23 protein-coding genes and 1 pseudogene are annotated in these 21,044 nt (G+C 35.2%); 1 reads left to right on the forward strand and 23 read right to left on the reverse strand.

What is annotated here, in order from left to right; translation table 11 throughout:
* Positions 1 to 22: 22 nt before the first annotated feature.
* The 21 genes and pseudogenes from BQ7474_RS09650 to BQ7474_RS09740 all read right to left on the reverse strand — a co-directional run bounded on the left by BQ7474_RS09650 (position 23) and on the right by BQ7474_RS09740 (position 18,413).
* The gene (locus BQ7474_RS09650) at positions 23 to 1,219 is read right to left on the reverse strand and encodes a sodium ion-translocating decarboxylase subunit beta (RefSeq protein WP_073998649.1); all 1,197 of its coding nucleotides are present in this window, start codon (positions 1,217 to 1,219) and stop codon (positions 23 to 25) included.
* A gap of 8 nt (positions 1,220 to 1,227) precedes the next feature.
* Positions 1,228 to 1,626 carry a biotin/lipoyl-containing protein gene (locus BQ7474_RS09655; RefSeq protein ID WP_073998650.1) on the reverse strand — a complete coding sequence of 133 codons (399 nt, stop codon included), beginning with the start codon at positions 1,624 to 1,626 and terminating at the stop codon, positions 1,228 to 1,230.
* Positions 1,627 to 1,653: 27 nt separating this feature from the next.
* Positions 1,654 to 1,986 (reverse strand): OadG family protein, encoded by a 333-nt coding sequence (locus BQ7474_RS09660; RefSeq protein WP_073998651.1) that lies wholly within the window; start codon positions 1,984 to 1,986, stop codon positions 1,654 to 1,656.
* 420 nt (positions 1,987 to 2,406) lie between these two features.
* Positions 2,407 to 2,892: a group II intron maturase-specific domain-containing protein gene (locus BQ7474_RS10795; RefSeq protein ID WP_268873874.1), complete on the reverse strand. Its 486-nt coding sequence runs from the start codon at positions 2,890 to 2,892 to the stop codon at positions 2,407 to 2,409.
* Positions 2,866 to 3,798 (reverse strand): annotated as a pseudogene (gene ltrA / locus BQ7474_RS10800) (group II intron reverse transcriptase/maturase); the annotation flags it as partial. The gene BQ7474_RS10795 and the pseudogene ltrA, both read right to left, overlap by 27 nt.
* Positions 3,795 to 3,947 (reverse strand): hypothetical protein, encoded by a 153-nt coding sequence (locus BQ7474_RS10660; RefSeq protein WP_159429550.1) that lies wholly within the window; start codon positions 3,945 to 3,947, stop codon positions 3,795 to 3,797. The pseudogene ltrA and the gene BQ7474_RS10660, both read right to left, overlap by 4 nt.
* Positions 3,948 to 4,233: 286 nt before the next feature.
* Entirely contained in the window at positions 4,234 to 5,466 is a 1,233-nt protein-coding gene (gltS, locus tag BQ7474_RS09670) for a sodium/glutamate symporter (protein ID WP_177343667.1), read from the reverse strand.
* 244 nt (positions 5,467 to 5,710) lie between these two features.
* Positions 5,711 to 6,481: a carbon-nitrogen family hydrolase gene (locus BQ7474_RS09675; protein ID WP_073998652.1), complete on the reverse strand. Its 771-nt coding sequence runs from the start codon at positions 6,479 to 6,481 to the stop codon at positions 5,711 to 5,713.
* 92 nt (positions 6,482 to 6,573) lie between these two features.
* On the reverse strand, positions 6,574 to 7,680 hold the full coding sequence (locus BQ7474_RS09680; protein WP_073998653.1) for a biotin--[acetyl-CoA-carboxylase] ligase: 1,107 nt from the start codon (positions 7,678 to 7,680) through the stop codon (positions 6,574 to 6,576).
* A gap of 12 nt (positions 7,681 to 7,692) precedes the next feature.
* Positions 7,693 to 8,226, reverse strand: a complete 534-nt coding sequence (locus BQ7474_RS09685) for a biotin transporter BioY (RefSeq protein ID WP_073998654.1) — start codon at positions 8,224 to 8,226, stop codon at positions 7,693 to 7,695.
* Positions 8,227 to 8,384: 158 nt separating this feature from the next.
* Entirely contained in the window at positions 8,385 to 10,367 is a 1,983-nt protein-coding gene (gene ftsH, locus BQ7474_RS09690) for an ATP-dependent zinc metalloprotease FtsH (protein WP_073998655.1), read from the reverse strand.
* Entirely contained in the window at positions 10,368 to 10,838 is a 471-nt protein-coding gene (locus BQ7474_RS09695; RefSeq protein WP_073998656.1) for a MarR family winged helix-turn-helix transcriptional regulator, read from the reverse strand.
* A 114-nt stretch (positions 10,839 to 10,952) separates the two neighbouring features.
* The gene (locus tag BQ7474_RS09700) at positions 10,953 to 11,837 is read right to left on the reverse strand and encodes an NAD(P)/FAD-dependent oxidoreductase (protein ID WP_073998657.1); all 885 of its coding nucleotides are present in this window, start codon (positions 11,835 to 11,837) and stop codon (positions 10,953 to 10,955) included.
* Entirely contained in the window at positions 11,837 to 12,145 is a 309-nt protein-coding gene (gene trxA / locus BQ7474_RS09705; protein ID WP_073998658.1) for a thioredoxin, read from the reverse strand. Before trxA ends, BQ7474_RS09700 begins: the two co-directional genes overlap by 1 nt.
* A 168-nt stretch (positions 12,146 to 12,313) precedes the next feature.
* On the reverse strand, positions 12,314 to 13,015 hold the full coding sequence (locus tag BQ7474_RS10470) for a DUF1538 family protein (protein WP_235821513.1): 702 nt from the start codon (positions 13,013 to 13,015) through the stop codon (positions 12,314 to 12,316).
* 259 nt (positions 13,016 to 13,274) lie between these two features.
* Entirely contained in the window at positions 13,275 to 14,273 is a 999-nt protein-coding gene (gene pta, locus BQ7474_RS09715) for a phosphate acetyltransferase (protein ID WP_073998659.1), read from the reverse strand.
* A gap of 106 nt (positions 14,274 to 14,379) precedes the next feature.
* The gene (locus BQ7474_RS09720; RefSeq protein WP_073998660.1) at positions 14,380 to 14,856 is read right to left on the reverse strand and encodes a DUF4446 family protein; all 477 of its coding nucleotides are present in this window, start codon (positions 14,854 to 14,856) and stop codon (positions 14,380 to 14,382) included.
* Complete coding sequence (locus BQ7474_RS09725) at positions 14,853 to 15,410, reverse strand: cyclodeaminase/cyclohydrolase family protein (RefSeq protein WP_073998661.1); 558 nt, start codon at positions 15,408 to 15,410, stop codon at positions 14,853 to 14,855. The genes BQ7474_RS09720 and BQ7474_RS09725 overlap by 4 nt, the downstream gene beginning before the upstream one ends.
* Positions 15,391 to 16,293, reverse strand: a complete 903-nt coding sequence (locus BQ7474_RS09730) for a ParB/RepB/Spo0J family partition protein (protein ID WP_073998662.1) — start codon at positions 16,291 to 16,293, stop codon at positions 15,391 to 15,393. Before BQ7474_RS09730 ends, BQ7474_RS09725 begins: the two co-directional genes overlap by 20 nt.
* Positions 16,286 to 17,221 (reverse strand): ParA family protein, encoded by a 936-nt coding sequence (locus BQ7474_RS09735; protein WP_073998663.1) that lies wholly within the window; start codon positions 17,219 to 17,221, stop codon positions 16,286 to 16,288. The genes BQ7474_RS09730 and BQ7474_RS09735 overlap by 8 nt, the downstream gene beginning before the upstream one ends.
* Positions 17,199 to 18,413, reverse strand: a complete 1,215-nt coding sequence (locus tag BQ7474_RS09740; RefSeq protein ID WP_073998664.1) for a nicotinamide-nucleotide amidohydrolase family protein — start codon at positions 18,411 to 18,413, stop codon at positions 17,199 to 17,201. Before BQ7474_RS09740 ends, BQ7474_RS09735 begins: the two co-directional genes overlap by 23 nt.
* Positions 18,414 to 18,498: 85 nt before the next feature.
* Here BQ7474_RS09740 and BQ7474_RS09745 point away from each other — a divergent pair, with 85 nt between their 5' ends.
* A complete protein-coding gene (locus tag BQ7474_RS09745; RefSeq protein ID WP_073998665.1) occupies positions 18,499 to 19,446 on the forward strand; it encodes an NAD(P)H-dependent flavin oxidoreductase in 948 nt (315 codons plus the stop codon).
* Between the two features lie 141 nt (positions 19,447 to 19,587).
* Here the strand turns inward: BQ7474_RS09745 and BQ7474_RS09750 are convergent, their stop codons facing one another.
* Both BQ7474_RS09750 and rsmG read right to left on the reverse strand, forming a co-directional pair.
* The gene (locus tag BQ7474_RS09750; protein ID WP_073998666.1) at positions 19,588 to 20,349 is read right to left on the reverse strand and encodes a CPBP family intramembrane glutamic endopeptidase; all 762 of its coding nucleotides are present in this window, start codon (positions 20,347 to 20,349) and stop codon (positions 19,588 to 19,590) included.
* A 69-nt stretch (positions 20,350 to 20,418) separates the two neighbouring features.
* Positions 20,419 to 21,042 (reverse strand): 16S rRNA (guanine(527)-N(7))-methyltransferase RsmG, encoded by a 624-nt coding sequence (gene rsmG / locus BQ7474_RS09755; protein WP_143180015.1) that lies wholly within the window; start codon positions 21,040 to 21,042, stop codon positions 20,419 to 20,421.
* Positions 21,043 to 21,044: the final 2 nt, after the last annotated feature.

Genomic DNA, 21,044 nt, shown 5'->3' on the forward strand with positions numbered 1-21,044 from the left:
TAAAATTAAACAATACTTACGATTAGCCAAATAGACTTAGTAATACTCCTGCTGCAACAGCAGAACCTATAACACCTGACACATTTGGTCCCATAGCATTCATTAGTAGGAAGTTACTTGGGTCAGCTTCTTGGCCTACAGTGTTTGATACTCTGGCAGCCATAGGTACAGCTGATACACCAGCAGATCCTATTAGTGGGTTAATCTTATTACCATCTTTTAGGAATAGGTTCATAAGTTTGGCCATTAAAACTCCAGCTGCTGATCCTACTGCAAAGGCAGCCAAACCAAGTAACATAATTTTTATGGTGGCTAAATTTAGGAAGGCGTCAGCTGAAGCTGAGGCACCTACTGATAGACCAAGTAAGATGGTTATTATATTCATTAGTTCATTTTGTGCTGTCTTTGATAGTCTTTCTACTACCATAGACTCCTTCATTAGGTTACCAAACATTAGCATACCTATAAGTGGAGCTGCATCTGGTAGGGTCAATGCTACCAACAAGGTTACTACAATTGGGAACATTATTTTTTCTTTTTTAGATACGACCCTCATTTGAGGCATCTTTATTTCTCGTTCACTTTTGCTTGTTAGCGCCTTCATGATTGGCGGTTGAATTATTGGTACTAGAGCCATATAAGAATAAGCCGCAACAGCTACCTGGCCTAGCATATGAGGAGCTAGCTTACCTGTCAAATATATAGAAGTAGGACCATCTGCTCCACCAATTATACCTATGGATGATGCCTCTTGACCATTAAAGCCTAGAAGTATGGCACCCATAAAGGTGAAAAATATACCAAATTGAGCTGCTGCACCTAAAATAAGTGACTTAGGGTCAGCTATAAGTGGGCCAAAGTCTGTCATGGCACCAACACCCATAAATATTAGTGGTGGGAATAAGCCAAGCTCATCTCCCTTAAAGAAGTACCCTAACAAACCTCCCGGCTGTTGAATCTCATTTACTACCGATATGACATTATTTGCCTTATCAGAATCTATAATAGTTAATCTATCAACTCCCGCTTGCATAAGGTTAGCAAGAGGAAGATTTGCAAGAAGCATACCAAAACCTATTGGCAATAAAAGTAAGGGTTCAAATCCCTTTTGGATGGCTAGATAAATCAAGACTATTGATACTGCTAGCATTACTACAGTTTGCCAAGTTAGGGCGGCAAAACCAGTAGTTGATAAAAAGTTAGATATTACGTGTCCCATCTATTCTCCTATGCAAGATCTACAAGTGGATCTCCTGTATTTACACTATCCCCACTAGCTACATGTATTTTGTTAACTACTCCATCATTTGGAGCTTTGATATCATTTTCCATTTTCATAGCTTCAAGGACTAATAGTACATCTCCCTTAGATACTGATGCACCTTCGCTTACATTTACCTTATTGATTGTTCCAGGTAGGGGTGATGTTACTGATGAAGCTGATGTTGCTGGAGCTGCTGGTGCTGCTGGTGCTGGACTTGCAGCTACTTCATTAACTTGTGGCCCAGCTTGACTACTTGCTGGTGCATATACTACATTAGGGTTTTTTTGAGGTTCTAGGAAGTCTTCTTCCATTACTTCTACCTCATAAGTTTTCCCATTTACTGTTACATTTAATTTTTTCATATATTCCTCCATAAAAATATTGTGGTTTTATTTTTTGATATGTATCTTTACCGAATCACTTCCTAGGGCTTGGCAAACTGCTGCAGTTATTACTGCTACAATTTCATCCTCATCTTCTACTTGGGCTTTTTTAGCTGGTGCTACTTCTGGTACTTTTTTGCTAGATTCTTTTATTTTATCTTCCTTTTTGCTACCAGATGCCTTACCCATAAGCTTAATTACTAGGATTAGTAATATTAATACTACAAAAACAGTACCCATGGCAAGTAGGGTAGTATAGCCTGCTCCCTGCATCTTCTCTCCTGTAGTTAGTGAGCCTATATTATGTGATAACGCTTCTAATAATTGATTTGTATTCACTTATTCCTCCTTTCTCCTATCTAATGATAACTAATACGACTTAATAATTAGTGACTAAATCATATCTTAACTAATATGATATCAAATAAAAAAATTCTTTCAATATAAATATCATATAGACCCTATATTTTTGTATAAATTTTATTACATTTAATATTGGCCTTAACCCATAAAATGCCTACTAGCATTTTATGATTAGTGACTAATTCCATTAAATTATAGCATAAGTAACCTTTTCATTAAAGACAAAATCCTTGTAATTGTTAATTTTTTTATATTTCTTATATTAATTTTCTAAAATTTTACAACTTATCAATAAGAAAAAAATATCTACACTTGCCTAATCGAGTAGGAGATAGATGATTAATTCATCTACTGTCCTCTCACACCACCGTACGTACGGTTCCGTATACGGCGGTTCTACAGTTTAATATGAACTTTATTGTAATAGCTGACTAGGGATATATAGCCCCTTTCAGCTATTCTTTTGTTGTTAAGAGCTCTGTTTAGTACTGGACTTTTGGCTATTCTCCAATAGGATTTACGTGTATTTGCCCATTGCCAGGCTTGAAATTTTGCTGTTCCTAATTTTACTAAGTTTGTAAATTTGGTTTTGATTTTTTTCCAGCTTTTCCATGCACACATTCTTATTCTTCTTCTTAACCACTCGTCTAGGTTTTGAAGATGGTTTCTCATATTTGCCAATTTGAAATATTGTATCCATCCTCTTATGATTTGGTTGATTTTTATTCTTCTTTGCTTATAGCCTAGTGCATTACTTCTGTTTGTTACTTCTTTTAGTTTTGTCTTCAGTTTCTTTAGGCTTTCTTTGTGTACTTTTAGTTGGGTTCCGTTGTTATGGTAAAATCCATACCCTAGATATTTTGTTTGGCTTAATTTTCTTATTGATGTCTTTTCCTCATTTACTTTAAGTTTTAATTTTCCTTCTAACAGCTTTTTGACTATTTTGTGGTATCTTTCGGCTGCTTTTCTATTTCTTGCAAATATTAGCATGTCGTCTGCATATCTTACAAATTTGTATCCCCATTTTCCAAATTCTTGGTCAGCTTCGTTTAGGTAGATGTTTGCTAGTAATGGACTTAAGGGTCCACCTTGTGCTACTCCTTTGTCTGATTTTACTTTTATTCCATCTATCATTATTCCTGATTTTAGATATTTGTGTATTAGGGATATTACGTCTCCATCTTTTATTTCTTATGATAGGATTTGTATGAGTTTGGATTGGTTTACTGTTTCGAAGTATTTTTCTAGGTCTAAGTCTACTACCCAGGTGTTTCCTTCTTCTGCTATTTCTTTTATCCTTTTTAGGGCATCATGCGCGCTTCTATTTGGTCTAAATCCATAGCTGTTTTCTGAGAATTTCTTTTCATAGATTGGGCTTAATTTTTGTGCTATTGCTTGTTGTATTACCCTATCTGTTGTTGTGGGTATGCCTAGATTTCGTTTCTTTCCATTTGATTTTGGTATTTGTACCCTTTTTACTGGTTTGGGTTTGTATTTCCTTGCTCTTATTTGTCCTAGTATTTTCTCTTTGTTTTCTTTTAGATATTCTAGAAGTTCTTCTGTTGTTATTACATCTATTCCTGCTGTACCTTTTTTTGATTTTACTTTTTTAAAGGCTTCGTTTAGGTTGTTTCGATGGAGTATTTTTCCTATTAGTTCATTTTTGGTATTTTCTTTTGAGTTAATCTTTTCATGACTGTGTCCAGCTAATTTATTTTCACTTGCCGAGCTATCTTTGATTAGTCTGGTTGATTTTCTACAGTCTTTGTCATGATTAGTTTCTTTCATAAATTTATACTTCCTGTAGTTCTGTCCTTCCTAGTTTTTACTAGTACTATGACTTCTGCTGACTTCTCACTATTCGTTGTTACTACTGTTTCGCTAGTGAGACCTCCTCGGGTAAGGGCATGTTCTTTCCTCTCATATATCTGCCACATTTACATTTACGTATTCCGTGTAGTTATTGGACTTTGGCTTGTAATGCAGTCTTATCCTACGTACCTGCCTTATGTAGTTTCTGTTCGTCAGACCAAGAGTTTGCCTAGGGCTTCCTTCAGATTCCACCTCACGATGGACACCCTTGCCTTTGGCTATGTGTTTCCCACTACCGGGCACACTTAGGACTTTCACCTGCTAGAATATGCTCATGCCGAGCGCACATTAAAAAGAAACTCCCAAATGAGAGTTTCTTTATTTGTAATCTACACTAACTTATAAATTTAATTAAAAGGTTATCTGTGCAAACATTGTTATTATCAATACGTTGATAATATCTATAGCAAAGGCTCCTACCATTGGCAAGATAAAGTATGCCTTTGGTGCTGGACCATAATTTTCTGTCAAGGCATCCATATTAGCCAAGGCGTTGTAGGTAGCACCCATACCAAATCCACATATACCACCTGAAAGTACAGCTGCGTCGTAGTCACTACCCATAACCTTAAATGTTACAAAGTAAGCGAATAGGGCCATAAATATTGTTTGTGCAAATAGGATTATTAGCATTGGACCAGCCACTGCTTTAAGTTGGGTTAGGTCAAGGGTTATTAGAGCTATTGATAGGAATATGTTAAGACCCATAGATCCACATATATCATTGGCTCTTTGGTTGATTTCCCAACCATCTCTTTTACCAATTGTGTTTACATATATAGCTGCAAAAATCATTGATGCTACATACTCTGGTAGGTTTAGTGGTGATCCTAGTAGTGTAACATTGTCATATAGGAACTTTTTAAGTATGGCACCTAGACCTACTGATATAAAGATTAGGGCAAAGACTTTTAAGAAGTCATCTACTGTTAGTGGTGCATGTTTTTCTACTACTACATTGCCTACTTCTTCATCTTTCTCGATTAAAAGGTCTGGGTTTGGTTTTAGGTTGTGCTTTCTAATTCTAGCAGATCCGATTGGTCCACCAATTAGTGATCCCATGATTACACCAAAAGTAGCTGCAGCTAGGGCAATAACTTCACCTGCCGGTAACCCCATCTTTTCTAACTCTGGACCCCAAGCTCCTGCTGTACCGTGGCCACCAACCATGGTGATAGATCCAGTAACTAAACCTAGTAATGAGTTTTGTCCAATAAGTTTAGCAAGACCCATACCAAGAATGTTTTGGAAAAATACAAGAACTACAGATACGGCTAGGAATATTACAAAACCCTTACCACCTTTTTTAAGTGTTTCTAGGTTGGCTCCTATACCTATAGATGTAAAGAATACCATCATAAATGGATCTTTTAGAGTTGTGTCCATCTCAAAAGTAGCTGCTCCAGTAGATTTTAGGATAAGATGAATTATAGCAAATAAAAATCCTCCGATAACTGGTGCTGGAATACAAAATCTGTCAAAGAAATTGACCTTCCTTCTTAAGAACTTTCCAACATAAAGCATAATTATAGCTATTGCAGTCGTTTGCATCATATTGGTAGAAATAGTAAAAATACCTTCCATATTTCCTCCTTATAATTAAATTTTGGGTGATATGTACCAAGTTCTTACCGTAATATATTAAATCATTAACGGTAACCATAATATATCAAAATGTTTTCCTGGTGTCAATATATTTCTTTAATTATTTTGCTAGAAATTTTAGGTAAAGACTTCACAAGTCGTCATCAGTGGCTAAAAATAGCCAATAAAAAAACTTTCTAGCATTTTCATAATTTTGCTAGAAAGTTTTGATTTTTCTTTTTTTCTAATATAAGTCTGACCTTCTATCAGCAAAAAAGCTCATCTCTTCTCTTATCTCTTTGACTTTTTTTAGGTCTATTTCTGCTGTTACAATACCTGTCTTTTCATATGGAGCTACTATATATTCCCCAAGAGGATCTACAATCATAGAGTGTCCACCAGAATCATCCTTGTACCTAGTTGAGTTGACCCCAACTACAAAGATTTGATTTTCTATGGCTCTAGCCCTATTTAAGGCCTCCCAATGGGGTAGCTTAGATGTTGCCCATGATGCACAATTAAAGAGGATTTCTATCCCATCTAGGGCAAATTTCCTAACCCATTCTACAAATCTTACATCGTAGCATAGGACTACTCCACATTTTACCCCATCTATTTGAAAGGTTACATACTTATTGCCCCCTTGAAAAAGTTTATCTTCTCCAGCTGGGGAATATAGGTGAATTTTGTCATATTCGCTTAATAAATTCCCCTGCCTATCAAAATTATAGTTTCTATTGTAGATTTTGCCATCTTCTTTGACAGCTACTGATCCACCTATTATATTTATATCAAGTTCTTTTGCAAGCTTTGATAAAAACTCTTTGGACCTAGTGCCATCCACATCTGCTAGTTCATCTATATTTTTTGGATAATAGAAAGTATTCCAAGTTTCTGGCAAAACTACTACGTCTGCTCCTTGGTTTTTGCTTTCTCTTATGGTTTCTTCTATTAGTTTATAATTGTTCTCAACTTCCCCCTTGACTGGGGCAACTTGGCCTAGTGCTATTTTCAATTTTCCCTCCAGTATGTCTTTTCTCACATAAAAATAATACCCCAAAGCACATAAAAATAAAAATAGGGCCTGGGATATATACTTAAAAATTTTTATCCTATAAATTTAAGCCTGTACTTATCATAAGAGAAGGTCTTTTCTTCATTTCCCACTTCTAGGATAAGGTCTAGCTTATCATCCATACCTATAAGGGTACCTGCTATTTCTTCATCCTTGCTATAGACTATAACTTCATCACCCTTTTTGGCCATAAGTTCATTATAATTTTCTAAAAGCTTACTTTGGCATATGCCTTCTTGCATGGATAGGATTGCTGGTATTAGATAGTATTTAACATTTTCTATGGTATCACTTAAAGTTAACTTAGAGTCTTTACCAAATAATGTTGTCATTATAGGTCTTAAGTCTTCTGGTATAGGGCTTAACTCTATAAGATTGATGCCTATACCTACTATGGTATATTGGGCATGACCCTTATGGTCTACTGCTGATTCGCAAAGGATACCAGCAAGTTTTTTATTTCCTATGTATAGGTCATTAAGCCACTTTATTTTTATATCTTTATTAGACATTTTCTTTAGGGCTTTTGCTAGAAGAACTCCTGTTTGAGATGTTACAAGGATTAGATCAGAGTCTGGTACACTTATATTTAGACTTATATATAGGCCTCCTTTGGGAGATACAAATGCACGGTCCTTTTGACCCTTGCCCCTAACTTGCTCATCTGCTGTAACTATACTGATATCCTCTCCCTTATTAAGCTTATCCTTGATATATGTATTGGTGGAATCCACACTTTCTAGGTGGACTTCCTTTCCTAGCCATGAGGCCTTTTTGTCAGTTAAATCTTTTAATAGATTTTCTATCTCTTGCTTATCTTTAGACAAAAGGTCTATAGATTGGTCAAATTTATCTAGAAAGTCTGCTCTTTTTTCCTGATCATCCTCTATAAGTGTGTAGTACATATAATGGTACATATAGGTTGTTGGACTCTTAGAAAAATAAGAGGATATTTTTTCTTTTTTTATATATTGGTCAAACCTGTCTTTTTGACCTAAAAGCATCATTAGTTTGGCTGTTAGTATCTTTTTGTTGTTAAGCTGGTCAAGGTCATCCTTGCCTATAACTAGGTCTAAGGCTTTGTTTATTTCGTTTGATCTTAGTAGATAGATCATATTGTTATCAAAAATTTGACTCATAATATCACCCCCTTATTTTGATATATACTTATAAGTTCTCTTATATATTATTATAGCTAATATAATTTTAATAGTATCAGGTATTATAAAAGGAATTAGACCCAGGCTTAGGACCTTACTCATAGGAACTTCTACTCCCTGGACCCTGGTTAGACCCACCTTTAGGTAGATTAGACCTAGTATATAGCTTACAATAACTCCTATTAGGATACCTAAGATTATTTTCTTATTATCCATAGATCCGTGGCCAAACTTAGAAATGATATAAGCCATTGGTATAAAGCTTATGATAAAACCAAAAGTTGGGCTTGCTATGGATTGGAGTCCTCCTGAAAAACCTGCAAATATCGGGACTCCAATAAGTCCAATTAGCATATATAAAAATGCCGATAGACCCGCATGAGAAGGTTTTAGGAAAAGTCCTGCCAATATTACAAACAGAGTTTGTAGGGTGAAGGGTACTGGCCCTAGGGGAATGGTTATAAATGCTCCTATGGCTATCAGTGCCGTGCTAAGAGCGATTCTTGTTAGTTCTTTACTTGTCATTATTACCTCTTTTCTTTATTAATCTCCTATAATTATATCACAACTTTTATATTTAATAATAGTACAAACTTTTTATAAATTTTATTGCTTAATTATCGGCCTATAATTTTGACAAAAAAAGATGTTCTAAGATAAAATATTAAAACATCTAATTAATCTTAAATATCAGTCTCTTCTGGCCTATCATCATTATCATTTAATGGTGGTAGGTCTATGACTTCTTGGTTACTATCATCTAAATTTTTAGTATCTACATCAGTATTTTCTGCTACTTCAGCTTCTTTGATTTCTTTGTCTTTTTTACCATTTAAGATTTCCATGAATTGCTCACCAGTTATGGTCTCTTCCTTTAGTAGGTAGGCAGAGATTTCGTGAAGTTTATCCATGTTTTCTTTTAAAATCTCTATGGCTCTCATGTGGGCAGCGGAAATTATTTTTTGAACTTTTTCGTCAATTTTATTTCCTGTTCCACTTGATACTATAAGTCCACGCTCTCCTCCTAGGTACTTACCTTGGATTTGCTCTAATTGCATAAAGTCGAAGTCTTCGTCCATACCATAGATAGTTACCATAGATCTTGCCATTGCTGTTGCACGTTCTATATCATTGCTTGCACCAGTAGTCTTGGTATTAAATATAAGCTCTTCTGCAGAACGTCCACCTGCTAAGGTACAAATTTCATCAAACATTTCTTCTTTGGTCATGATGTATTTTTCGTCTTTGTCTACTGTCATAGTGTAGCCCAAAGCTCCACCTGTTCTAGGAACTATTGTTATTTTTGTGACAGGTGTCTTGTGAGTTTGAATTGCCGCTACTAGGGCGTGTCCTACTTCATGGTAGGCAATAATTTTCTTTTGATCATCAGATATAACAGCGTTTTTCTTTTGTTGGCCTGCTATTACTACTTCTATTGATTCTTCTAAGTCCTCTTGGGTTAGCTTCTTGCGGCCTTCACGAACTGCACGTAGGGCACCTTCGTTTACTATATTTGCAAGGTCAGCACCACTTGTACCAGCTGTTCTTGCTGCTATCTCTTCATAGTCTATATCATCTTCACGTTTGACAACTTTGGCATGTACTTTTAATATGTCTTCACGGCCCTTTTTGTCAGGAAGTTCTACTTGAACTTGTCTGTCAAAACGTCCTGGACGTGTTAGGGCAGGGTCTAAGATTTCTGGTCTGTTTGTCGCTGCAAGAAGTACTACTCCTTCTGTGGCATCAAAACCATCCATTTCGTTTAGCAATTGGTTCAATGTTTGCTCACGCTCGTCGTTGCCTGAATATCCAGATACGTCACGTTTTTTACCTATTGCATCTATCTCATCTATAAATACTATACATGGTGCCTTTTCCTTGGCTTGCTTGAATAGGTCACGAACCTTGCTTGCACCAAGTCCTACAAACATCTCTACGAATTCTGATCCAGAGATTATAAAAAATGGTACATTTGCTTCACCAGCTACAGCTTTTGCTAATAAAGTTTTACCTGTTCCTGGAGGTCCTACTAGTAGCACTCCCTTTGGAACCTTGGCACCAATCTCTTTGTACTTGCCAGGGTTGTGAAGAAAGTCAACTATTTCAAATAGAGAATCCTTGGCTTCTTCTTGGCCTGCTACATCCTTAAAGGTCTTGCCTGTCTTATTTTCTACATAAACCTTGGCATTTGATTTACCAAAGTTCATAAAGTCGGCTCCACCTCGGCCACCCATTGTCTTTGTAAGTGACCTTGATGCAAACCAGAATATTCCCCAGATTAAGAATAGTGGCAATATTGAGGTTATAAATAGGGTTAGCCATGGGTTCATGGATGTTTCTATTTTTTTTCCAAAGGTCAATTTATCGTTTCTTTTTTTGGCGTCAAGTAGCCTATCTGTTAGATCAGTGTCTGCCCATAGACCAGTTTCATAAGTTTTTTCTTCACCATCAACTTTGGCTTTGAAGGTGTATTTAGTGTCATCCTTATATACTTCTGTTACTTGGTCTTTTTCAATCATTGACACAAATTGGCTGTAGGATACTTCCTTGGCGCCATCTTTTGCGGCAATTGGGTTTAGGGCATAACGTATTATAACAAATAATACTACCGCTACTATCCAATAATATAAAAAGGGTTTATTGGATTTGTTTTTCTTATCGTTCATCTATAATCCGCTCCTTGAGATATAGTTATCAAGTAGTTCATCCAGAGCTTCTAGTTCATCAACAATAGTTTGCAAATTAACATTTATATTATCTTTTGGTATGTCTGTTCTGATTTGATCAAAGTATACACCAACTTTTTCTGCTGCTAACTTTCCATTGTCAGTCAAAATAACATTTACAACTCTTTCATCGTCGACAGATCTTATTCTTTCAACGAACCCTTGTTTTTCTAGTTTTTTGCATATATTTGATATATTTCCACCAGTCACTCCAATGGCCTTGCCCAAATTTCCTATAGATACTTCATTGCCTGTAGAATATAGGGTTATGAGCATCTTTAGTTGTAGGGTTGTTATTCCTAGCTCTGTTGCAGTGTCTTGTAATAATATATCTATTTTGTGAGATATTTCTCTTATCATCGAGAAAATAGAATTGTTAAATTCAAAAAAATCAATATGTTCTGTAGCCATACTTCCTCCTAGATAAAAATATTCATCTAGCTATATTTTACATAAATTTTTATTATTTTCAAATAAAAAATATTATTTATAAAACGACTTCTTTTTAAAAAAGTTTTTTATACTTTACCAGGTAGATTTATCAAAGCTATCCTTTTTAAGTAAACTAATATACTTTGCTGCATCAAGGGCTGCAACCTGACCTTGGCCAACTGACTTATTTATTTGATAAGGTCTGCCAGCAACATCACCTGCTGCATATAAGCCACGGATATTTGTCCTACAATTGTCATGGACTATTATGTGTTCATCATCTGTTTCTATAGATGGAACTAGACGAGATGGTTTTGATGAATCTCTTATAATGAAAAATCCATCAGCGCTGATCTCTGCCCCTGACTTAAATTTCAAAATACTTGCCCTATCTTCTCCAATAAATTCTACTGGAAGATCTCCACTTATGACTTTTATAGAATCATTTAGCTTGATATCATCCTTGTACATATTTACAAAAATAAGCTCATCTACAATCTCTGATGTGAAGTTTGCTTCCTCGACACTTTCTTCATTGTAACCAATTAATAGAACTTTCTTACCCTTATATAAGGCTGCATCACAGGTTGCACAATAAGAAACTCCCTTGGCAAAAAACTTATCTTCGTTAATCAAATCTTTCTTTAGCTCTATACCTGTTGCAACTATTACTGACGTGGCCTCTACCATATCGTTATTTTTTAGCATTAGGCCAAAATAATCACCCATGGCATATACCTGCTGAACTTTCTGATCTGATTTGTCGTATTCATAGCCTTCTAGGGATTTTTTGAAGGCATCATTTAATTGTTTACCAGAAACATCTCCAAAACCCAGATAGTTTTTGATTGATTCACTATTTTCTAGGCTAGGCGAATCTGTGCCAAAGATTATTACCGATTTATTTCTGATTTTGGCATTCAATAAGGCGCTAAGTCCAGCTGGACCTGCGCCTATAATTGCTAAGTCGTATCTCATTATAAGTATTTTCCCATGGCCTTTTCTAGGACATCTTTGGCTTGGAAGCCTACTAGAGTTTCTTTTAGGACTCCATCTTTGAAAATCATTAGTGATGGTACTGCATTAACATTGTATTTTGATGCTATATCGGATGAATTATCTACATCTACACCATAGATTTCATATGATGCTTCTTCAGAAAGTTCTTCAAGAATTGGTGCTTGCATCTTGCATGGTCCACACCATGTCGCATTAAAATCAACTAAAGCAAGTCCTGATCCATTTTCTACTAAATTAACAAATTCCATTGAGTCTAATTCACGCATTTTCTTCTCCTTATATTTCTCTATGAGTTAGGGGCAATCAACCATAGTTGCTTGTTTGATCTTTTTACTATAGCAAGCTATCTACTATGCTAGCTAAATTTCTCATCTAAATAGGTCATTTAGGTATATTAGATGAGAAAACTATTAGCCTAGTAGGGACATTTTAGTCTAGCTTCCTTGTTCTATCAGTCCCCTGACTTCCATTACTGGTAGTGAATATATTATACCCTTATTCTCATCTTTTAAATTCATTTCTTCATATATGGCGTTTTTTATTGGATTCATTAGGTCTTTTTTAACTAGCATTATTACAATATCTTTTTCTGGTTCTATGTTCATATTTAGCAGTATAGACTTTTGCTCTCTACCTGCTCCTCGGCCGTGGACTAGGGTTGCTCCAGAAGCATCGTAGGCTATGGCGTGTCCTGTATCACTGGTAAAAATCATTAAAATAAATATACTTGTGTATACTATCCACATAAGCAAAGAAATAGAAATTTCCTTAAAAATCCTATATAGGCCTATCGATATCATAAGCCCTACTCCCAGTGAAATTATAATAACTATTAGGAAAGGTGTTATTCCAATGGCCTGGCTTACTTGATTGGCAAGTATTAACAAATCAGGCTCTGCAATCGAAATTATAAAACCAATAAAGATTCCAAATATTATAACTTTTATAATTTTATCAAATCTTCCTAGGAAATCCCCCATCATGGTCCCAATCTTTGATATAGATAGATCAACTCCTGATAGGAAAATAGAAAGACCTAGGATTACTCCTAGAGATCCTAGGGTAAATTTGATTAGTAAAGCTTTTGAAACACCAACAAAAAAATTTAATATGTATACCAAAATAACTATGGGCAAAACTGCCTTGGTATTATCCTTTATGTTCTCAAAAAATATATATTAATCCTTATGTTTTTAAAAAAAATGGACTACTGCAAATTGATAGATATTTATCGTTCCATCATTGGAGTGCACTCCCTGAAAGTTTGAAGTATAGCCCGCCAGCTCAAGGGGGCATTTAGCCCGTCGGCTGACAGAGACCTTTCTGGGAGGGTGCTCGAATGATTTAGGAACGATTTATCTATTTTGCAGCAGCCCACTTTATAGTATCGTCTGTCTAAGAAATTTTGTTATTTACTGCTTGGCTTGCTGTGATTACTGCAATTTCGTAAACATCTTGAGTGGAACATCCACGTGAAAGGTCGTTTACTGGTGCATTTAATCCTTGTAGGATTGGACCTAGAGCTTTATATCCACCAAGTCTTTGAGCAATTTTATAACCAATGTTACCTGCTTGTAGGTCTGGGAAGATAAATACATTTGCAGTACCAGCAACATCTGATTTTGGTGCCTTATTCTTTGCAGTAGCTGGGTCGATTGCAGCGTCAAATTGTAGTTCTCCATCAAGTGGAAGGTCTGGAGCAAGTTCTTTAGCTTTTTTTGTTGCTTTAACTACTTTGTCAACTAAGTCGTGTCTTGCTGAACCTTTAGTAGAGAATGATAGAAGAGCAACTCTTGGATCAATACCAAATCCTCTTGCTGTTTCAGCAGATTCAACTGCAACTTCTGCCATTTCTTGAGATTCAAGGGTAATATTTACTGCTGTATCGGCAAATATTAATTGTTCTCCATTAGGTCCTATCATAACCATAATTCCAGATACTCTTGATACACCTGGTTTGGTTTTGATAAGTTGTAGGGCTGGTCTAATTGTATCTCCTGTAGTACCAACAGCACCTGAAACCATACCATCAGATAGGCCTGCTTTTACCATCATAACACCATAATAGTTGTTATCTTTTTTAAGCATATATTCAGCGTCCATTTTTGTAGCCTTGCCTTTTCTAGCTTCTACAAATTTTTCAACTAATAGGTCAAAGTTTTCGTCATAATGTGGATCTATAATTTCAAGATCGCCAAGGTGTAGGCCATTTTCATTAGCAACTTTTTGGATTTCTCCCTTATCACCTAGGATTATTGGATGAATTAATCCATCTTCCCTGTGTTTGATAGCTGCTTCCAGGATTCTTTTATCTTTACCTTCTGGAAAAACGATTTTTAGATTTTTACCATCAATAGCCTTAGTGGCCATTTCTAATATTGATGAGTTTGACATAATTCCTCCTATTAATAATAGTCTTATTATATTTTATACCCAATTGCTAATAATTAACAAGCCTTCATTTATAAATAAAAGATAAAACAAATATTAGTTAATCTTTTCACATTCCTTTTGCTCTTTTTAAAGCTTCATCTTCTTGCTTAGATAGGTCAATTTTGGTCTGTCCATTGGTAATTTCTTTTAGATATATATTAGAACCATCATTGCCATAAAGATTTGTAAGGATTACTCCATTATGAAAATTATCTAACAAACATAGGGAAAAAGAAAGCTCCGATGTCTGACCTTCAAAGGCATTGTAATGTACAACAGACATATTAGAAATAGAACCCATAGTTGTATCTTTGGCTTCAATAGATCTTTGATCAACAGACCTCAATTGTTTGTTTGATGACTCTATCTGATCATTTAAGGTCAAGAGTAATTCTTCCAAATTTACATCTTCATTTGTACCCCTAAGTAGGTGGTCATATCTTTGTTTTTGGCGTCTAAGTTTATTGTTCATAGACTGAATCATAGCAAATTCTGCAATTACTAGAAGAGCTAAGATTCCTAAAATAACATATACTAGTGTCATTTATTCCTTCTTTCAATTAATAACTTATTCTTTTGATAAAGTTTTTCGATTTTTTCTTTAATAAATTCCTCATCTCTGAACTGGCCAAGATTTAGCTTAATTGTTGGTAGAGCAGCTAGGCTTGCTGTTTTTAGCAAGTCGTTTGCAATTTGTCCATCAGTTAGGGTAGTTTTCTTGCCATATCTTAAATAAAATCCTAAGACTTCCATAGCTTCTAAATTAATATCAATCATATCTAACAAAGGCTTAGATGCATCTATATAATGCTGATCATTAATCGATCCATTCTTGTAAGCCTTCATAAGTAAGTCGAAATTATCCACATCATCTTGCATTGAGATAGATAGTCCATCAGAAATCTTTAAGATTGTTTCACGTGAAACATCAGCAAGTTTTTGCTTATCGCCCCAATCATTTTTATCCATCATTAGTATCAAATTGATAGCAAGATTTGAAATCAATATTAAAATTGCTCCTCCACCCGGATTAGCTCCTTTGGCTCTCGTTTGTTTTAGGAGAGTCGGAATATCCATATCAGTTAGTGAGTTTGTCATAGATCTTTTCTACATCCTCAATAGAATAACAATCTATAGTAACTTTATAAGCCTTACCTGACTTCTTTACATTGACCTTGGAACCAAGTTTGTCCATGAATTTTTCCTCTAAATCTTCAAACAATATGTCATCTATATTTGGAGTAGATTCTTTTTTCTCAGTCTTTGTAGAAATCTTTCTTTCAACTTTCCTTATATTTGTGCTGCCATTGATAAAATCATTTAGACTTAAGCTTCTTTCATTCGGATCAGCTATTGATAGAAGAGTTCTAGCCTGGCTAGGTGATATTTTCCCATCATTAAGCGCTCTTTTTTCTATATCATATAGATTTAATAGCCTTAGAGTATTTGCTATATAAGATCTAGACTTACCTACGGTTTTTGCAATCTGTTCTTGGGTCATCTTGTGGTCACGCGATAATTTCTGGTAAGCTTGTGCTTCTTCAAGTGCTTTAAGGTCTTCCCTTTGAATATTTTCTATCAAAGATAGGACATCGACATCTTTTTGTTCAAATTCTTTGATTATGGCATCTATCTTATCTAAGCCTGCTAGCTTACTTGCCCTATACCTACGTTCACCAGCTAAGATTTCGTAGTGGTCGTCCTTTTTAGTAACTACAATAGGATTTAGTAGTCCGTATTCTTTTATAGAATCTGCCAATTCATTTAGGGAATCATCATCAAATGTTTTTCTAGGCTGACCTTCACGAGCCTTAATCTTATCAAGAGATATTTTTCTGATAGATTCAACTTTTGAGTCGTAGGTCTTGTTAACATTTTCATCATTTTTCTTATTATAATTAAATACTGGTTTTAATTCTTTATTGCTATTTTCTGGAATCAAAGAATTAAGACCACGTCCTAGGGCTCTTCTATTACTCATTTATACTCTCACTTTCATTGATCTCATTAGCTAGGCACTGGTAGGCATAAGCACCAGGTGAATCTATGTCGTATTCAATAGTTGATAGACCATGGCTAGGCGCTTCAGCTAGCCTTGGGTTTCTTGGAATCATTATCTTAAATACCTTGTCTTTAAAATAGGATTTTACTTCTTCTACAACTTCGTAGGATAGGTAGGTTCTCTTATCAAACATTGTCAACAAGACGCCCTTGATTTCTAGGTCACTATTAAGTTGCTTCTTTACAAGGTTATATGTGTTCATCAATTCAGAAATTCCTTCAAGAGCATAATATTCTGCCTGTACAGGAATAACAATTGAATCACTAGCAACTAAAGCATTTATTGATAGAAGACCTAGGGATGGAGGACAGTCGATTAGCACATAGTCATAGCCTTCTAGACCTTCAAGCAATCCTTTTAATTGTTGGGTTCTCTCTATTGGATCAAGTGCTACCAATTCAACCTCAAGACCAGAAAGAGCTGCCTCTGAAGGTATAATGTCTACTCCTGATTTCGTGTGACTTATGTATTCATTAATATCGATAATTTCTTCAGGCTCAATATCTGCTAAATCATCTTTGCCTCTTTCTTCATAGATAGAATCAGCTTCGACTACTTGGATATTTTCTTGATCATTATCTTCTTCACTTTTTTCGTCTTTTTCTTCTTCATTTATTTCGTCAATATCTTCCTCATTTACTTCTTCTTCTTTGGCGTAAAATAAGTCATATAAAGAAATATCTATGTTGTACTTATCTAGACCTAAACCAGAAGTTGTATTTGCTTGTGGATCTATATCTACTACCAAGACTTTTTTTGATAAGTTTGCAAGGGCTACTGCTAGGTTTACAACTGTGGTTGTCTTTCCAACTCCTCCCTTCTGATTAAATACTGATATTACTTTCATATACACCTCTCATAATTAATATTGCCATATCTATAGCATGATTTTTTGTTCTAAGTCTTACTCTGTTTCTATCACCATTAAGCTGTAAGTGCTTTGTATACTTCTTACCTTTATATAATATGCCTAAATACACTTGGCCTTTGTGGGCATATCCTGTAGTGGCAATACAAAGCTCGCTTTGACTCATTTGGTATAGGCCATCTAACATTTGGACTAAAACTTCTTCACTCACTACATCATACTTCTTAATTGTTTCACATGAAACATTTAATAGTTTTTCTTTTGCTTGGTTAGAATATACTATATATGATTCTTTAAGAACATCACTTGCACCAGGTATATCAATTATTGACGAAGCAATGAGTCCACCTGTAATAGATTCTGCTGTCGATATGTATTCACCTTTGTCTTTAAGTAAATTAATTAGTACTTCTTCTTTGGTCATATCATCACAGGTTATTAGGTATGTTGAAAGATTCTCTTTTACAATCTCAATACCTTTTCTAATCTGCTTATCAACTTCTTCTTCGCACTTATCTTTGGCAGTGATTCTTAATACTGGTCCTTCATTAGTTATATATGGGCTAATGGTTGGCTTTTCTCTATCAAGATCAATCTTCTGGGCCATTTCCCATTCACCTAAGAGCGCAATCTGTGCAAATACTGACTTCATATAAGCATCACGTGGTAAATGTTTCATAAGCTCATTAGTAAACATAAGTTCCATTTCATTTGGTGGACCTGGCATAATTATATATTTTGTACCTTTTTTTGAAGTGAAAATTCCTCCAGGAGCTGTACCAGCAGGGTTTTTTAAGACTATAGCTTCTTTTGGAAACATTGCTTGCTTGATATTCTCATCGGCCTTTTTCTTACTACCATTAAAATATTCTATTAAAGCATTATATGATTCTTCGTGGATTTCAGACTCTAATCCCAGTGCTTCTATAATAGCTTCCTTGGTCAAATCATCTGGTGTTGGTCCAAGTCCTCCACTTGCAATAACAAAATCCACCGTGCCATCACAATTTTTAAAGGCATCTACAAGTCTGTTGAAATTATCACCAATTGTTTCCATCTTGTATAAATTGATTCCTAATTCTCTCAATTTTTCAGCTATGAATTTTGAATTAGTATCTACTATGTTTCCCAATAATATTTCTGTCCCTATAGAAAAAATTTGTGCATCCATAATTACTCCATTTCTAATATAGTATACCACAAAGATATGATATGAAAAAATATAATAGGGTATAAACTTATCAAAGGAGAAATATATGAATATAGCAGAATTATTAAATATAAAATATCCTATCATACAAGGTGGGATGGCGAGAATATCGCGCGGCAAGTTGGCAGCAGCAGTTTCAAATGCAGGTGGTCTAGGCCTTGTAGGTACAGGCGGGCTTTTTACCGATGAATTTATTAAAGAATATGAAATTGCAAAAGAATTGATAGATGATGACAAATACTTTGGCGTAAACTTAGTTTTAATAGAGCCAGATAGGGAAGAAAAATTAGAATTTATCAAAAATTCAGATGTAAAATTTGTAACCATATCAGGTGGTAACCCTGCCAAATACGTTCCTATATTAAAAGAAGCTGGCAAGACAGTATATTGCTTGATTGGTAATTCTAAGATGGCCAAAAAATGTGAAGACCTAGGTGCAGATGGAGTTATCCTTGAGGGACTAGAAGCAGGTGGTCACTTATCAAAAGCTACATCTATGGCATCCCTTATCCCAACTATAAAGGCTACCAAGCTTCCAGTAGTCGCAGCTGGCGGTTATGCTGATGGAGCTCAAGTACTTGCAGCTCAAGTTATGGGAGCTGCAGGTGTGCAAATGGGTACTAGATTCTTAGTAGCTGATGAATGTGAAGTTCACGACGGATATAAACAAGCAATTATTGATGCCAAAGAATACGAAACCGATATAACCGGAACCTTGGCAGGAGAGCCTGTAAGACAGATTGCCAACGATATGACCAAGCAAAGTTTGGAATATGAAAAACGTGGAGCCAGCGAAGAAGAATTCATAGAACTTTACACAGGTACTTTAAAACGTGCAGTTTTTGAAGGGGATAGAAAAACCGGTTCAATGATGGCCGGAACGTCTATAGGCCTTATAGAGGAAAGACAAAGCGTAGTAGAAATATTTGAAGAATTAAAAGAAGAATACAACAAAGCTTTAGAAGATATAGAAAATGCCAAGAAATTTTTCTAGAATAAAGGGGCTGTTGCAAAATAGATAAATCGTTCCTATATCATTCGAGCACCCTCCCAGAAAGTTTGGCCTCCCTGAGCCGGCGGGCTAAACCTCAAACTTTCTGGAAGTGCACTCCAATGATGGAACGTTAGATATCTATCAATTTGCAACAGCCCCTTTTTCATTACTTCTACAAATCTTTATTAAAAAATAAAGGCCAATAAATATACAAAGAATCATGATAACAGATATAAGAGGCAGTGCTTGCGGGAAGAAAGTTGGCAATATCGCCACCGCATTGTTGCTCATATGAACTATTATATTATCCTTTATATTTGCCCTGTGATAGTATACTAATGATAAAACCATAGCCAAAAAGAATGTATTAATACCTTGGAGTAGGTTCATGTGAAATAGTCCAAAAAGTAAACCATTTAGAATAACAGAAGTAGTTAACGAAAACAACTTCTTGCATTCAGTAAATACATATCCCCTGAACAGATATTCTTCAACTATTGGTGCAACAAATACTATAACCAGAATTTGAATAAACAATTCAAAATTTGTGTTGCTGGTAAAAGCATTTGTTAGCATATCATAGGAATTTTTTACCAAAGTATTATCTTCACCAAGCAAATTTATCAATTGGGCCAAAAGTATGTTCCCAAATCCAGCTGTGCCAAGGCCTATAATTATCATCTTCCATGAATCACTTTGTATGCCCTTATCTTTGACCTTTATTTTCTTTATAATAAAATACGTGCAAATTCCCAATACGATCTGTGAAAGCAGAACAGCGATAATACCTCCATCAGAAGGATTATAGCCTGACAATCCCATAAAAACACCAACTAGTGCTGTAAGTAATATAAGCAGTACTAGGGTTCCAACTATTTTTAAAAATTCCTTTGTTTTACTCATAGTATTCCTTTCGTCTTTTTCTTATATATACCCAAATGTTTCATGTGAAACAAAAAAATCCCTTGTTTTTTACAAAGGATTTTTCTTAGGTAGATTTTTCCCTCTCGGATATTGTTTTTTCGTTGGATGAACTTTTTCTACTATGATATTCACTCTGTCATTGCCATCTAGATTTAAACGGTCAATTTTTTTAACCTCTCCACCCAAAACTTTTATAGAGTTTTTAGCTTGGTCTAATTCCTCGTCGGCCTTAGGTCCTTTTAGAGCTATGAATATACCACCAATTTTCAAAAAAGGTAGACAGTATTCTGATAGGGTGGACATATTTGCTACTGCACGGCTTACTACAATATCATAACTTTCTCGGTTTTCTTTCGCAAAATCTTCAGCTCTAGTATGGATAGCAACAGCTTTGTCAAGATCTAGTTTTTCTATAACTTCATTCATAAACTTAACTTTTTTGTTCACACTATCTATAAGTGTCAGATCTATATCTTTTTCTATAGCTAAGGGAATTCCAGGAAATCCTGCACCAGCTCCTATGTCCAAAACTTTAGAACCTTCCTTTATATAAGGTAAAACAGAAAGTGAATCTTGGTAGTGTTTAATTTCTATTTCTTTTGGATCTGTGATACTTGTTAAGTTGGTATGAGAATTTACTTCCAATAAATAATCGGTGTAAATTTCGTACATTT

The organism is Anaerococcus urinomassiliensis, assembly GCF_900128425.1.
In the GTDB taxonomy this organism is placed as follows: domain Bacteria; phylum Bacillota; class Clostridia; order Tissierellales; family Peptoniphilaceae; genus Anaerococcus; species Anaerococcus urinomassiliensis.

What these genes read in the sequence shown, in the direction of transcription:
- ftsH (WP_073998655.1), bottom strand. Translation starts at nt 10,367, where the DNA reads ATGAACGATAAGAAAAACAAATCCAATAAACCCTTTTTATATTATTGG.
- BQ7474_RS09685 (WP_073998654.1), bottom strand. Translation starts at nt 8,226, where the DNA reads ATGACAAGTAAAGAACTAACAAGAATCGCTCTTAGCACGGCACTGATA.
- BQ7474_RS09730 (WP_073998662.1), bottom strand. Translation starts at nt 16,293, where the DNA reads ATGAGTAATAGAAGAGCCCTAGGACGTGGTCTTAATTCTTTGATTCCA.
- BQ7474_RS09655 (WP_073998650.1), bottom strand. Translation starts at nt 1,626, where the DNA reads ATGAAAAAATTAAATGTAACAGTAAATGGGAAAACTTATGAGGTAGAA.
- rsmG (WP_143180015.1), bottom strand. Translation starts at nt 21,042, where the DNA reads ATGTACGAAATTTACACCGATTATTTATTGGAAGTAAATTCTCATACC.
- BQ7474_RS09725 (WP_073998661.1), bottom strand. Translation starts at nt 15,410, where the DNA reads ATGACAAACTCACTAACTGATATGGATATTCCGACTCTCCTAAAACAA.
- BQ7474_RS09700 (WP_073998657.1), bottom strand. Translation starts at nt 11,837, where the DNA reads ATGAGATACGACTTAGCAATTATAGGCGCAGGTCCAGCTGGACTTAGC.
- BQ7474_RS09695 (WP_073998656.1), bottom strand. Translation starts at nt 10,838, where the DNA reads ATGGCTACAGAACATATTGATTTTTTTGAATTTAACAATTCTATTTTC.
- BQ7474_RS09680 (WP_073998653.1), bottom strand. Translation starts at nt 7,680, where the DNA reads ATGAGTCAAATTTTTGATAACAATATGATCTATCTACTAAGATCAAAC.
- BQ7474_RS09720 (WP_073998660.1), bottom strand. Translation starts at nt 14,856, where the DNA reads ATGACACTAGTATATGTTATTTTAGGAATCTTAGCTCTTCTAGTAATT.
- BQ7474_RS09735 (WP_073998663.1), bottom strand. Translation starts at nt 17,221, where the DNA reads ATGAAAGTAATATCAGTATTTAATCAGAAGGGAGGAGTTGGAAAGACA.
- BQ7474_RS09750 (WP_073998666.1), bottom strand. Translation starts at nt 20,349, where the DNA reads ATGAGTAAAACAAAGGAATTTTTAAAAATAGTTGGAACCCTAGTACTG.
- BQ7474_RS09745 (WP_073998665.1), top strand. Translation starts at nt 18,499, where the DNA reads ATGAATATAGCAGAATTATTAAATATAAAATATCCTATCATACAAGGT.
- pta (WP_073998659.1), bottom strand. Translation starts at nt 14,273, where the DNA reads ATGTCAAACTCATCAATATTAGAAATGGCCACTAAGGCTATTGATGGT.
- BQ7474_RS09650 (WP_073998649.1), bottom strand. Translation starts at nt 1,219, where the DNA reads ATGGGACACGTAATATCTAACTTTTTATCAACTACTGGTTTTGCCGCC.
- BQ7474_RS10660 (WP_159429550.1), bottom strand. Translation starts at nt 3,947, where the DNA reads ATGTGGCAGATATATGAGAGGAAAGAACATGCCCTTACCCGAGGAGGT.
- gltS (WP_177343667.1), bottom strand. Translation starts at nt 5,466, where the DNA reads ATGGAAGGTATTTTTACTATTTCTACCAATATGATGCAAACGACTGCA.
- trxA (WP_073998658.1), bottom strand. Translation starts at nt 12,145, where the DNA reads ATGCGTGAATTAGACTCAATGGAATTTGTTAATTTAGTAGAAAATGGA.
- BQ7474_RS09740 (WP_073998664.1), bottom strand. Translation starts at nt 18,413, where the DNA reads ATGGATGCACAAATTTTTTCTATAGGGACAGAAATATTATTGGGAAAC.